Source organism: Carnimonas nigrificans ATCC BAA-78 (genome assembly GCF_000526695.1).
In the GTDB taxonomy this organism is placed as follows: Bacteria; Pseudomonadota; Gammaproteobacteria; order Pseudomonadales; family Halomonadaceae; genus Carnimonas; species Carnimonas nigrificans.
The window spans coordinates 312,079-324,854 of sequence record NZ_JAGO01000012.1 but is presented as its reverse complement, the minus strand read 5'-3'; the positions used below and the strand labels follow the sequence as shown (position 1 = coordinate 324,854).

The 12,776-nt window shown below is 53.5% G+C and carries 15 protein-coding genes and 2 tRNA genes; 11 read left to right on the top strand and 6 right to left on the bottom strand.

All coding sequences use genetic code 11. The features are described from left to right. The coding region (locus L881_RS0107545) for an IS3 family transposase (protein WP_025733087.1) at nt 1-270 on the bottom strand (270 nt) is incomplete at its 3' end. Between the two features lie 1,598 nt (nt 271-1,868). Between L881_RS0107545 and L881_RS13040 the strand changes: the two genes are divergently transcribed. Next, entirely contained in the window at nt 1,869-2,450 is a 582-nt protein-coding gene (locus L881_RS13040; RefSeq protein WP_025733084.1) for a hypothetical protein, read from the top strand. Nucleotides 2,451-3,240: 790 nt separating this feature from the next. Here the strand turns inward: L881_RS13040 and L881_RS0107515 are convergent. Together L881_RS0107515 and L881_RS13430 are read right to left on the bottom strand one after the other, a co-directional pair. Beyond that, a tRNA-Ser gene (locus L881_RS0107515) sits at nt 3,241-3,331 on the bottom strand. 97 nt (nt 3,332-3,428) lie between these two features. Then, entirely contained in the window at nt 3,429-3,845 is a 417-nt protein-coding gene (locus L881_RS13430) for a carboxymuconolactone decarboxylase family protein (RefSeq protein WP_169730600.1), read from the bottom strand. Between the two features lie 239 nt (nt 3,846-4,084). Here L881_RS13430 and L881_RS0107505 point away from each other — a divergent pair. The 10 genes from L881_RS0107505 (at nt 4,085) to L881_RS0107455 (ending at nt 10,688) form a co-directional block, all read left to right on the top strand. Further along, nucleotides 4,085-4,172, top strand: a tRNA-Ser gene (locus L881_RS0107505). Nucleotides 4,173-4,605: 433 nt separating this feature from the next. After that, on the top strand, nt 4,606-4,989 hold the full coding sequence (locus tag L881_RS13425; protein ID WP_084055436.1) for an MliC family protein: 384 nt from the start codon (nt 4,606-4,608) through the stop codon (nt 4,987-4,989). A gap of 982 nt (nt 4,990-5,971) precedes the next feature. Continuing rightward, nucleotides 5,972-6,874, top strand: a complete 903-nt coding sequence (locus L881_RS0107490) for an AEC family transporter (RefSeq protein WP_025733081.1) — start codon at nt 5,972-5,974, stop codon at nt 6,872-6,874. Nucleotides 6,875-7,024: 150 nt separating this feature from the next. Then, entirely contained in the window at nt 7,025-7,447 is a 423-nt protein-coding gene (locus tag L881_RS0107485; RefSeq protein ID WP_025733080.1) for a hypothetical protein, read from the top strand. Nucleotides 7,448-7,579: 132 nt separating this feature from the next. Next, a complete protein-coding gene (gene tusD, locus L881_RS0107480; RefSeq protein WP_025733079.1) occupies nt 7,580-7,981 on the top strand; it encodes a sulfurtransferase complex subunit TusD in 402 nt (133 codons plus the stop codon). A gap of 31 nt (nt 7,982-8,012) precedes the next feature. Beyond that, nucleotides 8,013-8,369, top strand: coding sequence for a DsrE family protein (locus tag L881_RS0107475; RefSeq protein WP_025733078.1), 357 nt, complete (start codon nt 8,013-8,015; stop codon nt 8,367-8,369). Between the two features lie 248 nt (nt 8,370-8,617). Further along, nucleotides 8,618-8,989, top strand: a complete 372-nt coding sequence (locus L881_RS0107470) for a hypothetical protein (RefSeq protein ID WP_025733077.1) — start codon at nt 8,618-8,620, stop codon at nt 8,987-8,989. 271 nt (nt 8,990-9,260) lie between these two features. Then, nucleotides 9,261-9,551, top strand: a complete 291-nt coding sequence (gene tusB / locus L881_RS0107465) for a sulfurtransferase complex subunit TusB (RefSeq protein ID WP_025733076.1) — start codon at nt 9,261-9,263, stop codon at nt 9,549-9,551. A 90-nt stretch (nt 9,552-9,641) separates the two neighbouring features. After that, entirely contained in the window at nt 9,642-10,001 is a 360-nt protein-coding gene (locus L881_RS0107460; RefSeq protein WP_034578790.1) for a TusE/DsrC/DsvC family sulfur relay protein, read from the top strand. Between the two features lie 105 nt (nt 10,002-10,106). Further along, a complete protein-coding gene (locus tag L881_RS0107455) occupies nt 10,107-10,688 on the top strand; it encodes an acyl carrier protein phosphodiesterase (protein ID WP_025733074.1) in 582 nt (193 codons plus the stop codon). On the opposite strand, the gene L881_RS0107450 is transcribed toward L881_RS0107455, so the two are convergent. The 3 genes from L881_RS0107450 to L881_RS0107440 are packed head-to-tail and all read right to left on the bottom strand — an operon-like array spanning nt 10,682 to nt 12,715. Then, a complete protein-coding gene (locus L881_RS0107450; protein WP_025733073.1) occupies nt 10,682-11,893 on the bottom strand; it encodes a molybdopterin molybdotransferase MoeA in 1,212 nt (403 codons plus the stop codon). The two genes, L881_RS0107455 and L881_RS0107450, sit on opposite strands and share 7 nt — an antisense overlap. After that, nucleotides 11,886-12,398, bottom strand: a complete 513-nt coding sequence (gene moaB / locus L881_RS0107445; protein ID WP_025733072.1) for a molybdenum cofactor biosynthesis protein B — start codon at nt 12,396-12,398, stop codon at nt 11,886-11,888. Before moaB ends, L881_RS0107450 begins: the two co-directional genes overlap by 8 nt. Beyond that, nucleotides 12,395-12,715: a DUF1244 domain-containing protein gene (locus L881_RS0107440; protein ID WP_025733071.1), complete on the bottom strand. Its 321-nt coding sequence runs from the start codon at nt 12,713-12,715 to the stop codon at nt 12,395-12,397. Before L881_RS0107440 ends, moaB begins: the two co-directional genes overlap by 4 nt. Nucleotides 12,716-12,776 lie beyond the last annotated feature (61 nt).

The following is a 12,776-nucleotide window of genomic DNA, read 5'->3' as shown; positions in this document are numbered from 1 at the left end:
GGTAGCCTTTTTTAATATTGCCTTCTCTTCTTCCACTCGCCGCAGCTTGCGCTTCAGTTCCTGGATCTCACGCTGTTCCGGCGTCAGAGCCTCACCTTTCAGCGGCGCCTTGCCTGCCCGCTCAGCGCGAAGCCTGCGAACCCAATACTCCATGGTGGATTTGCCAACCCCCATGGCCTCACACGCCGCCTTCAGCGTGTAGCCCTGGTCGACCACGAGCTGGGCCGCTTCCAAGCGAAATTCCGGGCTAAACGTTCTCTTCTTCGTCATCATCTGCACCTGATTGTCTCTGTGAGCCATCATACACTCAAAGTCAGGTGGCCAGATTCACTGTGCCACTACAGTCCGCTAGCCCGTTTGCTGGCTGTCCCGGCGTTTAGAGGGGGTGGGAGATTCCCTAGATACCATTAAGGCGCATGGTAGGCAAAGACCCCTACTGCGAAGAGCTGTGCACGCTGTTTGTACTACTAGCTCGCCTAACAGGCAGCGCTGTATTCACGGATAAGATTGTTTCCAAAGCCTACGAACGGGCACGTAACACGACCGCCGCCGACCGCATGTATGTCCCTAAAGCAGAGGTCGCTCATGACCTGTACTAGCTGCTTGATGGGTTGCTGGGCAGAAGGTATGCCGGTGCTGCCAACGTCGCGGCAATATTCAGGAACAGGCGAGGCCTAAGCGTGGGCCGCCTGCGGCTGGTTAGCACTGGAAGCAAAACAATAATACAACCGCTTGGAAGATCGAATGGATCAATCAAGAGGATATGAGCAAGGTGACCTAAATCGGAAAGAGCGCGAGCTCGTGAAGCTGCCGGTTGTAGTTGCTTACAAGGAGAAAGGGCTTTCCTAGAGCGACGTGAAGCATCAAATTCCTGATAGGCGACGTGGCTGCCCATAACGACTTGCTGTTGGATGTTGGCGTGTATCTGTTACATGGTCGGAGTTATTCTGTTGCTGTAAGAACACGTTCCGAGACTATATGAAACCCGAAGCGTTTTCAGAGGGTTTGGAGCCACTAGAAGTCCTATGCCCCGGTATTGTCGCGTCTGGGAGACTAATGCGGATGAGTTGTGACGTCAGGACGAGGCGGAATGATATGTGCAGAAGGGAGTTTGGTCGCATGCTGCGCGAGAACAATTTGCTGTACAGTGCCAAAGAGGTAAGAGAGTTTATTTCCTACCAGGAGACGTACTACATGAAGTACGCTTTCGCGTGGTGGGATTTGGCTCGCCGAAAAGGCACATGGGCGCCTAAGGACGAGAATATCGGAGGTGGCGCCGGCTGGCGGGCAGAAGAGGAAGCGACGGAGGCCGGTCGCTGTTGTATCAATTGGTTAACATATTGAGTCCAATGTGGCGGGAGTAACCTCAAGCCCTAGCGGCTTGCCCTCACCCTATTTTCTGATATTTTGTGACACTTAATGTTAAATTAGACACTCAAGTGCGAAACGGTATATTGCTGTTGCGTGTGTTTCCTGGTGCCCTTCGCCGGCTCTGTCTTTCTCTGATGATGAAGCGCATAAAATATAAAATTTTTTCATATTCTGAACTAGTGGAAACTGCACTTAAAAGGTAGTAAGCGAGTATAGCTATGCGTGACATGATGACTACAATAGCTGACGACAAAATGTCAGTAATTATTCTTCAGGAGACATTCGACAGGCCGGAGCTCCGTACTGAAGAGCATCAGCAGCACGAGTCACAGAGTGTGATAATGAAGCCTGCTGAGATTGTTTTTCAGGTATGATTAAAGCTGAGTGGTTAGGGACTTCTATTGTTCAGAAGTGTTTGCGAGTTTGGTTACTAGCAAACGATTGATGAGTCAAGTAGGGAAGAGAAAAAAGTTAGGTCATGTAATTAAGGGAATGGGATGGAAAATACCGAGACAATAGACAACGAGAATAACGCCACTAAAAAAAGTAACTTTCGTAAGGTGATTTTGGCCGCTGGCGCGGTAGTCGTTGCAGTCGTTGTAATCGGCGGTTGGAACTACTTCTCCCTTCAAGCGCCTCTGAATGGGGTGTTGGCGAAAGATGCGCGTAACGAGGGCGTCTCCGTCTACGCCTATCACCAATGGCTATTGAGTCCGGGGACGATCGTGTTTGATTTGCGATCAGTCTCCTTGGAAAACAGCGCGGCCGATGTAACCCGCACGCTATTACAGTTTGCCGAAACCCAAAAGGCACAACATTACGAAAAGGTGATTCTGGCGTACAAAGGAGAAGGACGGTTTCTTCTGGAAGGAGACTACTTTCATCAACTCGGCGCTGAGTATGGAATACAGAACCCCATCTATACACTCCGCACGATGCCTGAGAATGTCAAACATATTAATGGTAGCGCCGCTTTCAATACATGGGAGGGTGGTTGGCTGGGTGTCTCGGGGGCACAATTGAAGGACCTTACTGCATTCCATCGTCAGTGGTTTGTTCACGACATGCTGGCGAATTGAGGATGTAGCATCCGAGCCGCTAGCACTTCCGTTGGCGGCTTTTTATTTTTTACGAGTCTATTGTGCGATAGAGATGTGTTGGCATGCATATTGCTTTGGTCGCTGGTTTGCATATGTGGCTACGGTGGGAAGTGGAGAGCGCGACTATGAAAGATGAACGGTGGCGTGGCGTGACGGAAAAAAGGGGTAAGCGGTTCTCATTACTTCCCTTATTAAATCGTAGGGAGTTAACTCCTCGCTCAGCAGGGCACCCAAAAGATTCCATTCAGCATCTGTCTATCGTCTTTCCTAGGCCTGCCGTGCTGATGTAGATGGAACACATTAGCAAAAATGACTTTTCGATATCCCATAGGAAGGATCGTGGCAGCTCCAAGCAAATAGGAGCCAGCCCCACGACGCAAGTTGCTTTCGGATCACTATTCGCTTTAGACCGGATATAGCTTCCAGCACACATCGCTTTGTACTCAATGATGGGCAAATTCTGGATATTAAGGCGATATTGCCTGATAACTCGCAAAAAAATGCTGTTATGCATGTGCTCACATGTACCAGGGCGCCCGTAACGGGAAAGTCTCGCAACGGTTTAGTGTGGGCAAAACCGGTTTTCTGTGGGAATTTAATAAAATTAAAAAGTTAGACGGTAAAAAGGCTGATGAAATCGGAGAAATTCAACCCCTGATGTCGCCTTTTAGAGCAAGACGGGGGGACATATTGTGAGGGGGCGTATTGAGGGGCTAGATGGGAGACAAACTAAAAAACCAGTCGTAAGTGACTGGTTTTAAATAAAAAGTGGCGGAGGGACAGGGATTCGAACCCTGGATAGGCTATTAACCTATGCCGGTTTTCAAGACCGGTGCATTCAACCGCTCTGCCATCCCTCCGAATGCGAGGCACATCTTACCAGTTTTTTACGTCCCGTCAATAGATGCTTCTGATTCAGGTGGTTAGCTTTCTTCAACGTGCCGTGAATCGGTGTTTCTAGCCCACTTGTGCGCTCTGATCGGCGTATTTGCGCGCGACCCGGTTAAGTGTGCTGGTCAGCTGTACGGTGAGCATCAGATCTGCCAATTCAGTACCAGTAAAGTTTTCGATCGCTTCACGGCGAATCCGATCATCCTCGCTGGAGCGGTGAATAAAGTTTTCACACCAGGCGAGCGCTGCTCTTTCGCGAGCGCTGAAGGTAGCGGAACTCGACCAGTTGGCCAATTGCTCTATCTTATCCTTCAGACCAAGAGATTCAGCCTCTACCAGTTGGGAGTGGGTACAGTTCTCGCAGCCATTCAACTGACAGGTACGCAGCTCTGCCAAGCAGCGGATAGAGGGGTCCAGCGTGCACTGCCTGATCTTGCGACTGGTCTGATAAATATCGGTAACATCAATAAGCATACGGGTCATAATGAACCCCAGAAAATAGCGTGATCGAAGCCATGGCAGCACCTTTGCTACCCTTCCGTCGGCATTCGGCGCGAAGCGGCACAGACGGTATGCCATCCAATAGGGCTATTGAATACCGATTTAGTCCTCTTTTCCACAGCCGGGATTGATAGTTTTCACCTGGGTTACATTTGCATATCTGGACAACTCTTACTGGCCTTGGTAACGTATGCGCGCTCAATTGGGGTTCACCCCATCACGGAAGGCTGGCAGAGTGGCCGAATGCAGTTGTTTCGAAAACAACCGGGTGTAATAGCCCCGTAGGTTCGAATCCTACGCCTTCCGCCAAATTAAAAAGCCCGATCCCCACTACCATGCGGGATCGGGCTTTGCTTTTATTGCTCTCTTCCTGGTTCAGGCTGAATGGTTGTCAACCTTCTCTCTCTTCTCTTCAAATTCCTGCCTGGTTTCGATTATGGCGAGATAGATGCGGTGCTTTCAGAAAATAAGGGAAGAATAAAAGAGGATAAGTGCGTTATGCGGGCAATGATGGTCATTAATCCCTGAACATATCCGTAGAAACATTGAACCGGTTGGATAATGCCTGAATTTGTCGCCAACTTAGACTGCGCCGCCCTGAAAGCACTTCTGATACCGCTGATTGAGCACCAACTTCCTACAAATAAGCGGATGACATTTTTCAAGAAACTGCTGGTAGTCTATTACCCAACCCGCTCATGATGAGCCATGTGGAAGTACATAACAGTAAGGGGAAATCATTATGGGAATACGTACTACCTGGATATTGATGGCTGTAACGCTCTCGCTGGCAGGCTGTGGGGGAGGAGCACTTCCTGAAAATGCCGTGGAGCTGCCTGGTAGCGGTACGGTAGAGAAAACAACGGTTCACTATCAATGTAGCGAAGATAGGACGGGAGATGATGCGGGCGAGATCAGTGTGGAGTATCTCCATAATGACACTACCGCCATCGCATTGGTAAAACTGCCCAATCAGGATGACAAGATATTGATGAATAACGTGATTTCAGGTTCAGGGGAGCGCTATACCGGAGGCATTCATGAGTGGTGGGCGAAGGGCGATGATGCCACTCTGCGCAATGGCATGGATGACGATGCGACCTTGAATTGCAGCGTACCCAAATAATCTGTTGGCAGGCTTTTTTGCATCCATGATGTGTCGCGCTTGTCCCGAGCCTGTAACAAAAGTGTGTGAGTATGCCCGTTAATAACAGGACGACCTGCGGGAACACGACTTTCAATGGCACCAGCAGCCCATGCTCTTCATTTATATGACAGTTATGCTGAGGTGCCGCGACGTTTGCCGACACTATACGATTTCTCCTGGCGTTCACGGGGGAAGGTGAGGACGAAACCAGCCAACTGCCTGACCCTACGGGTGGGCTACCTTGATTAAACGATATCTTCACTAAAGCAGAGCATTTGCGGCAAATACCGAGTACAGTGGCATTCCGGAGTTCAGAGCAGTCTGACTCCGGTTTTTTGTTGCGTTATGATCAGCCTTTCCAAGGGAAGAAGGCTGATGCACTGGTCATGTTGATGTGGGTTCACGCCGTGTTTGAACAGGAATCGTGGTGGTAAAGAATTTCCGGATCAAAGGTTACTCGCCTGCCAGAATACTGTTGTGGTCGCTTATTGGGATAGTTATCGCCGTAGCGCTGGTGCTAGGCCCTCATTGGTTGACGTTTTCGTTTGTGGGCGCAGTTATCGGGGTAAAACTTTCGGGCAGACGAGGCTAAGACAAGGGGATAGAAGGGCAGGAAAAGCGCTGTTGCAGGCTGTCCAGCCCTGGTTCGTTTTCGTTTGGTGCTTCGTTATTTCTCAGGCCGTTATTATTCCTGATAAAAGCGCTGCTATACCGTGGTATCGAGAAACGAGCCGCCGCGCAGAGTCATGGGGTGCACGCTCTGCTTCTGCCGTACTGAATGCAGCATTGTTATATCCGTGCTTCGGAATATTGTTTACATGCCTGTGTTTGTCATCACTTCTAAAGTGAATGCCGAATCATTTCTTCCCTGAATGGAGAGAAAAAGAGCGACAGAGGGAGTACCCGCTGTCATGAATTAAATCAGTGAGGTGGTGCCCTTAATCGCACCAGCATACTCCCCATGTTTGAACAGCTTCTGGCGGTAATGGCACCTGTATTGGTTTCGGTGGCGATTGGTTATGGATGGGTGCGCAGTGGTCATCAGTTTCCGCTCAATTTTGTATCGACGCTGTGTCTGAACATCGGTACGCCGTGCCTGATTCTGTCGTCGCTGGCGCAAACACATTTGACGTTTCAGCTCTTCATGCAAATGGCTGCTGGCACCTTCGGTACGATTGCGGTGCTGGGTCTGGTGGGCATTGCCTTTTGCAAGGCGAAACGCATCGAGTGGCGTAGCTTCGTACCGGCGTTGATCTTCCCCAATACCGGAAACATGGGGCTGTCCATTTCGCTGTTTGCCTTTGGTCAGGCGGGCTTTGGCTATGCGGTTGCCATCAATGTTTCTGTCTCTATCGTGCAGTTCGGGCTTAGCGCCATCATGGGGGCCGAGCGCCCGTTCATGGCACTTTTGAAAACGCCAACGATTCACGCGATATGGATATCGCTGGTGTTGATCTTTTTCCAGATTCCGCTGCCTCTCTGGATAGAGAATTCCACGCACCTGCTCGGTAGTCTGACCATCCCGCTGATGTTGATTACGCTTGGGGTAGCGCTTGCCACCATCAGATCGAACAACCTGCTTGCCGGTGCCGTGTTTGCGCTGCTGCGACTTGTGATAGTAATACCGATCAGCCTTGGTGTAGGCTGGCTGGCGGGCCTTTCGGGGAGCCTGCTGATGCAGTTGATGCTGCAAATGAGTATGCCGGTGGCCGTGTACACCTATATGTTCGCGCTCAAGGCGCAGCGCTCGCCTGAACTGGCAGCAAGCCGTGTTTTTGCGTCTACCGTGATGTCGCTGGTGTATTTGCCGATCATGTTGGCTATTATCCTTGCGTTGCTACCATCAACGAATGTAGGGCATTAATCGCCCCCCGCGCGTGCAAGGCGCGTGTTATGCTGATGCAGCTGCCACGACGATATCTAATGTTCAGGCAATTCCGCTGAGCGGAATACGAGATGTAAAAGTGCAAACGCCTGTTTGCACCTGACTTAATGAATCAAGAGGCTCATTCTTTTGCGTGCGTTTATTTCTTTTCCGCTCGGTGCTCACCGAGCCACTCTGGTCAAATGTCTTGGCGTCTCACTGGTACTCACTTCACTCTCAGGCTGCTCCTTTTTAGGCTTTGGCGATAGCAAGCCCAAGCCGCAGGAGTACACCAAACAGAGCATGCAAATTGATACCTCGGAGCGTGCGCGCAGAGCCGCAGCCGAATCACCGAAGAAGGTGGGCGAGCAGGTATGTCGCGACTTTAAAAACAAGCTGTGGGGTGATTTCGTGATGGTAGGCAAGGTCGGGGCCATCGGTGAAGATTACCTGATGCGCGTTGATCTGCTGCGCGTACAGCTCAAGGGGCAGCCCAAGATTACCCAGCGCGGTTTCGCCAAAACCCGTTGGGCCATGCAGAATCAGTGGTACTCCTGCACGGACCCGGTGTAAGTCGAGCCTGTCAGTACCCCATAGCCCGAGTCTTTACTGCTCGGGCTTTTTATTGGCTGAGCTTTATTAGCTGGTCTGACGCCTGAAGGAGTGAAATGCTAAACTTCTCTCTTACTATTAGCGGAGCTGATCATGTCGGCAGCCTTACATTATGCGCTCCTGGTGATGGGCGCCCCCTATAGTCGTCAGGCGTCTCATTCCGCGCTGCGTTTCGCGCAGGCGCTGCACGCTCACGGCCATCATCTTGATAGCGTATTCTTCTATCACGATGGTGTGCTGAACGGCTCACGCTTGCTGGCACCGCCGCAGGATGAACCGCATTTGGGGCATGCCTGGCGCTCGCTGGCTGACAGCACCGGAGCGCGATTGCAGGTCTGCGTGGCCGCCAGCCTGCGACGCGGCATTGTGGATGATGCCGAGGCCCGTCGCTATGGCCTTGAGGGAAGCTCGCTGGCAGAGGGCTTTGAACTGACCGGTCTGGGTCAGTTGCTGCACGCCAATGCGACTGCCGACCGCTTGATCACCTTCGCGTGATTACAACGAATACGGCCAGCACGGGATCGCCATGTCATCACTACCTTCACTACTGATTATTGTGCGCCATGCTCCCCAGGGCACCCGCTGGGTGGCTGAAGCTCTGGATGTTGCGCTACTTAACGCCTCGTTTGGCGGCGAAACGGCGCTCTATTTCTGTGATGACGGCGTCACTGCGCTGCTTGATGACCAAGCGCGCGGCGCCCTGGATCAGAAAGGCACCCTGAACACCATCAAGGCGCTTGAAATGTACGATATCGAAGCGCTCTATATTGATCCCGAATCACTTGATGAACGCGGCCTTCAGGCGCAGGAGCTGGCGCTACAGGTATCCCCCGCGCCACTTGCGTCACTCCTGAATCGCTATCAGCGCTCGTTGATGTTCTAGGGGGATATCGCGGAAAGTGGTGGCAGGGGCATTATGGAAGCTGTCCAAAACAACGTTCGATATTATCCGGCAAGACCACGCTTTCCATCATAACCGGCCAGCGAATATCCAACGGACACGAGCTTGAGATTAAAGCGGTAGACGTAAGTCTTCTCGAAGACGACCATGTGGTGAGGTTTCTCCGTCTACTCGGTGTACTCTGTAACAAGGCATTTATTTAGTGACGACCTTGATATGGAGTATCTGTAATGGCCTATCTACTTACCCCTGACGATAGCAGTGTGCTTAATGGCCGGGAGGAAGTTCTGCCCGAGGGAGAAACATTACTGCTTACCTGCATCAGGGCGCTGGTAGGAGGCCGTGAGAAATTCCTGACGTTTACGTTTCCGACTATCCTTCATGACACTGAGTATGTTGTCTGTCTTCTTAATGAGGAGGGCAGGCAGCAGAACCAGCACTACAATCCCGCCTCTGCACCGTTGCTAATGGATGAATCGGTAATAGAGATGCCGCGAGGCAATATATTGCTCATCACCCAGGAAGAAAAAGCTCGGCTGCCCGTTTTATTTTGGCCATTAATGTTTCCTCAAGAGGTTATTGACTCGATGTACTATTGGTAGCCATTCGGTAAGCTGACCAACCGTGACTTCTGGCTTCCTGAATCGGCACTTGCTGCCCGTGACAGGTCCGGTGCTGTGTGGGCTGATAGCGTATCCGCCCCTCCTGTCAATAATACCCTCTGGGTTATGGTAAAGTTGGCAGAATGAATTGAATGCCCCTGTTTTTTGAAGGCTGTCTGGTCAGGCAGTTTAGAGCTGTCAGCTCCTGTAGACCCCGTCTCGCGTTTCAAGGAGATACTGTGCGCATCATGTATCCATTAGAAGAGCCGCTATGCTGCATATAGTGTGCCGCTCCCCCTATGCCGACCGAGCGCTGTTCGAGCGTTTGCTTGAAACCCTTGATGCCAGCGCTACCGTGTTGCTTACCGAAGATGGCGTGCTTGGCGCAAGTGGCAGTTGTGCGGCACGCTTGGCGGAATCTCCTGCCCGTTGCTGTGTATTGCGCGAGGATCTGGCGGCGCGTGGCTTGCTGGAACGCTGTCACGATGCGCTGGAAGTGGTCGATATGGGCATTTTCGTTGAGCTGACGGCGTGCCATTCATCGTCGCTGAGCTGGTATTGATCCGATAAAGAAACAGGCAGAAGGGCGCTGAACAAGCGCTTTTCGCGCGCAATTGACCTACATTTGGCTACTTTCTGGCAATAGAACATCATGACAGAAGCACTCTTTTTAGAGGTGGATGGCACCTCTGTTGCGCTGGACCCCGAGGGCTATCTGGTGTCGCTTGAACAGTGGAGCGAGCCGGTGGCCGAGGCGCTGGCCCAGCGTGAGCAGCGTCAACTGGATGAGCGTCACTGGGAAATTCTGGCGCTGCTGCGTGATTTTTATGCACGCTATGAACTATCGCCCGCCATGCGTCCGCTGATTAAAGCGATCAAGCAGCAGCTTGGCGCGGCAAAAGGCTCTTCCATGTATCTGATGGGGCTGTTTCCGGAAGGTGAGCACTCCGAAAGCCCTGCTCGTATTGCTGCTCGCCTGGCTGGATTGCCCAAGCCGACCAACTGCCACTAGCGCGACAGGTGTAGCGATGCATATTCCTGACAGAGTTCAGCCTGTTATCAGGCCAGTGAAGGTTACGGCGAGAAAGATCTTTTTCCTGTTGCAGTGGTGGACGCGATGAACTTCATTGGTCATGCGCTGCTTGCCGCGGCGGGGAGTGACGATTTTCTGTTTGGCAATCTGGTGGCTGATGGCATCAAGGGGGCGCATCTGGAGGCGCTGCCTGAACCTGTGGAGCAGGGCGTGCGCTGGCACCGGCGTGTGGATGCCGTGATTGATAGTGCGCCACTGGTAACGGAATTGGTTCGCAGCATGCCGGAGCGCCGCGTGGCGGGTATCGCGCTGGATATCGTGTGGGATCACTTTCTATCGCGGGATCAGTTGAGCGCAGCGCTGGCCGAGCGCTGCTATCGGGTGCTTGGCAGTCAGACGCTGCCCAGCGCCAATGCAGCGATGCTCAAGCATCTGGTGCGAGGGCGATGGCTGGAACGCTACGCCGATCTCGATTTTACGCTGAATGCCATTAGCGGTGTGGGGCGCCGGTTGAGCGGCCCCAACCGGCTTGAACGTTTGATCCCCTGGCTTCGGCTGAATTACGCCCAGCTTGAAGAGACCTTCCAACAGCTATGGCCGCAGCTCGATGCCGAGCTTAACGTGGCCTATGCTGCCGCCGATTATCCTCCTCGAATTCGTCAATGAGGAAGCAGCAGACAGCGAACCACATCCCCCGGTTTGATGCTGCTATCAGGCGGAATCACGGCCAGCGCATCGGCACCCACACATGAGCGCAGCAGTGAGGAGTCCTGATCGCTATAGGCATAGGCGCGACAGCTTCCGTCTGTTGAACGGTGGTCGAGGGTAACGCGCATATAGTGCCAGCGTGCGGTGGTGTGCGTAGTAAATTCAGCACGGGCGGTGAGTGACGGCAGCTCGGCGAGCGCGGGCGCTGCCAGCAGCGCTCCCAGCAATGGACGCACCAGCAGCAGGGCGCCGACATAGCTCGACACGGGATTGCCTGCCAGTCCGACAAAGTGCGCGCTACTGCCGTTACTGCGCGATAGCTTGCCAAGTGCCAGCGGTTTGCCAGGACGAATATCAAGACGCCATAGCGACAATTTTCCTTCGGCAGTGAGCGCCTGCTTGACGTAATCCTCTTCGCCTACCGAGACACCGCCGCTGGTCAGCACAATATCGGCCTGCTCGGCGGCGTTACGCAGCGCTGCACGGGTCTCTTCCAGACTATCCCTGACATGATGAGTGGCAACCACTTCCGCGCCCATATCGCGCAGCAGCGCCGCCAGCATGATGCGGTTGGAATCATATATCTGACCGGGGGAAAGCGGCGTGCCCGGCTCGGCCAGCTCATCGCCGGTAGCGAGAATGACTACCCGTGGCCGTCGGCGCACCTTGATCTGCGCCATGCCTTGCGATGCGATCAACCCTAGCGCGGCGGCAGTAAGCTGGCTTCCTGACGGTATCAGTTCCGTGCCCTGATGTACTTCACGCCCTCGCTGGCGCACATTGTCGCCGCTGGTGAGCGAGGCGGGCGCTTCAATATAGCCCTCCTGTTCACTTACGCGCTCCTGCATCACCACGCAGTCGGCACCCGCAGGCAAGGGAGCGCCGGTGAAGATGCGAGCACAGCTATTGGCCGCCAGCGGTGCAGGTGATTGACCCGCCGCAATCCGCTGTGAGACCCGCAGGCGTTTGCCTTGATCCTGGGCGCGCAGGGCGTAGCCATCCATGGCGCTGGCATCGAAACGTGGACTATCGGAGAGCGCCACAACCGGTTCAGCAAGAATACGGTGATGGGCATCGGCAAGAGCGATCTGCTCTACGTCCAGTGGCCCGACGCCAGTGAGCAGCGCGGTGCGCGCATCTTCCAGTGTGTGCATCTCAGCCATGAGGATGATGCCCTGTCAGCAGCAGACTGGCGAAGTTGCAAGGCCGATGATCGGCATCGAGCTGTTCGCCAATCAGTTTGTTCCACGCGGTACGGCAGGCGCCGGTAGAGCCAGGCACGCAAAACACCACCGTGTTATTGGAAAGCCCTGCTAATGCGCGGCTCTGAATCGTTGAGCTGCCCACTTCCTGAAGCGAGTAGTAGCGGAAGGCTTCACCGAACCCTTCGATATGGCTGTCAAACAGCACGCTGACTGCTTCCGGGGTTGAGTCGCGTCCGGTAAAGCCCGTGCCGCCAGTGGTGATAATGACCTGCACCGCGCTGTCGGCAATCCACGCCGCTACCTGGGCGCGAATACGGTATTTGTCATCCACGACAATGCGCTTCTCATAAAGCCGATGTCCGGCCTGTTGCACCTGCTCTGCCAACCACTGGCCGGAACGGTCATTGGATTCATCGCGGCTATCGGAAATGGTCAGGACGGCAATGGAGAGGGCGCTGCTCATGATGCACTCTCGTTATCGCGCTGGTTGCGCTGCGCGAGGGCATCGAGCTGCGCTTGGGTGGCAAGCTGCTGATGCAGGGTTTTCCATTGCGGGTAGGGCATTTTGTAGACGTACTCACGGGCATCTTCATCAGCGATCTCAAGGCCACGCTCCTGACCGGCAGCGACCAGCCATTTCGACAGGCAGTTACGGCAGAAGTCGGCAAGAATCATCAGGTCGATGTTCTGTACTTCCTTGTGCTGGTCAAGATGATCCAGCAAACGGCGGAAGGCAGCGGCTTCCAGCTCGGTGCGTTGTTCGGGGGTAAGCGTGTGCATGGGTGATTCCTTGAGCGAGTGCAAGAGCGCGGGTAAGCAGCCCTTGATGGCAGTCCAGGGT

Bases quoted from the DNA above. Each gene is read 5' to 3' on its own strand.
- tusD (WP_025733079.1), top strand. From the start codon at position 7,580: ATGTCGGCAGCCTTACATTATGCGCTCCTGGTGATGGGCGCCCCCTAT.
- L881_RS0107460 (WP_034578790.1), top strand. From the start codon at position 9,642: ATGACAGAAGCACTCTTTTTAGAGGTGGATGGCACCTCTGTTGCGCTG.
- L881_RS13430 (WP_169730600.1), bottom strand. From the start codon at position 3,845: ATGACCCGTATGCTTATTGATGTTACCGATATTTATCAGACCAGTCGC.
- L881_RS0107440 (WP_025733071.1), bottom strand. From the start codon at position 12,715: ATGCACACGCTTACCCCCGAACAACGCACCGAGCTGGAAGCCGCTGCC.
- L881_RS0107450 (WP_025733073.1), bottom strand. From the start codon at position 11,893: ATGGCTGAGATGCACACACTGGAAGATGCGCGCACCGCGCTGCTCACT.
- L881_RS13425 (WP_084055436.1), top strand. From the start codon at position 4,606: ATGGGAATACGTACTACCTGGATATTGATGGCTGTAACGCTCTCGCTG.
- L881_RS0107475 (WP_025733078.1), top strand. From the start codon at position 8,013: ATGTCATCACTACCTTCACTACTGATTATTGTGCGCCATGCTCCCCAG.
- L881_RS0107455 (WP_025733074.1), top strand. From the start codon at position 10,107: ATGAACTTCATTGGTCATGCGCTGCTTGCCGCGGCGGGGAGTGACGAT.
- L881_RS0107490 (WP_025733081.1), top strand. From the start codon at position 5,972: ATGTTTGAACAGCTTCTGGCGGTAATGGCACCTGTATTGGTTTCGGTG.
- L881_RS13040 (WP_025733084.1), top strand. From the start codon at position 1,869: ATGGAAAATACCGAGACAATAGACAACGAGAATAACGCCACTAAAAAA.
- moaB (WP_025733072.1), bottom strand. From the start codon at position 12,398: ATGAGCAGCGCCCTCTCCATTGCCGTCCTGACCATTTCCGATAGCCGC.
- tusB (WP_025733076.1), top strand. From the start codon at position 9,261: ATGCTGCATATAGTGTGCCGCTCCCCCTATGCCGACCGAGCGCTGTTC.
- L881_RS0107470 (WP_025733077.1), top strand. From the start codon at position 8,618: ATGGCCTATCTACTTACCCCTGACGATAGCAGTGTGCTTAATGGCCGG.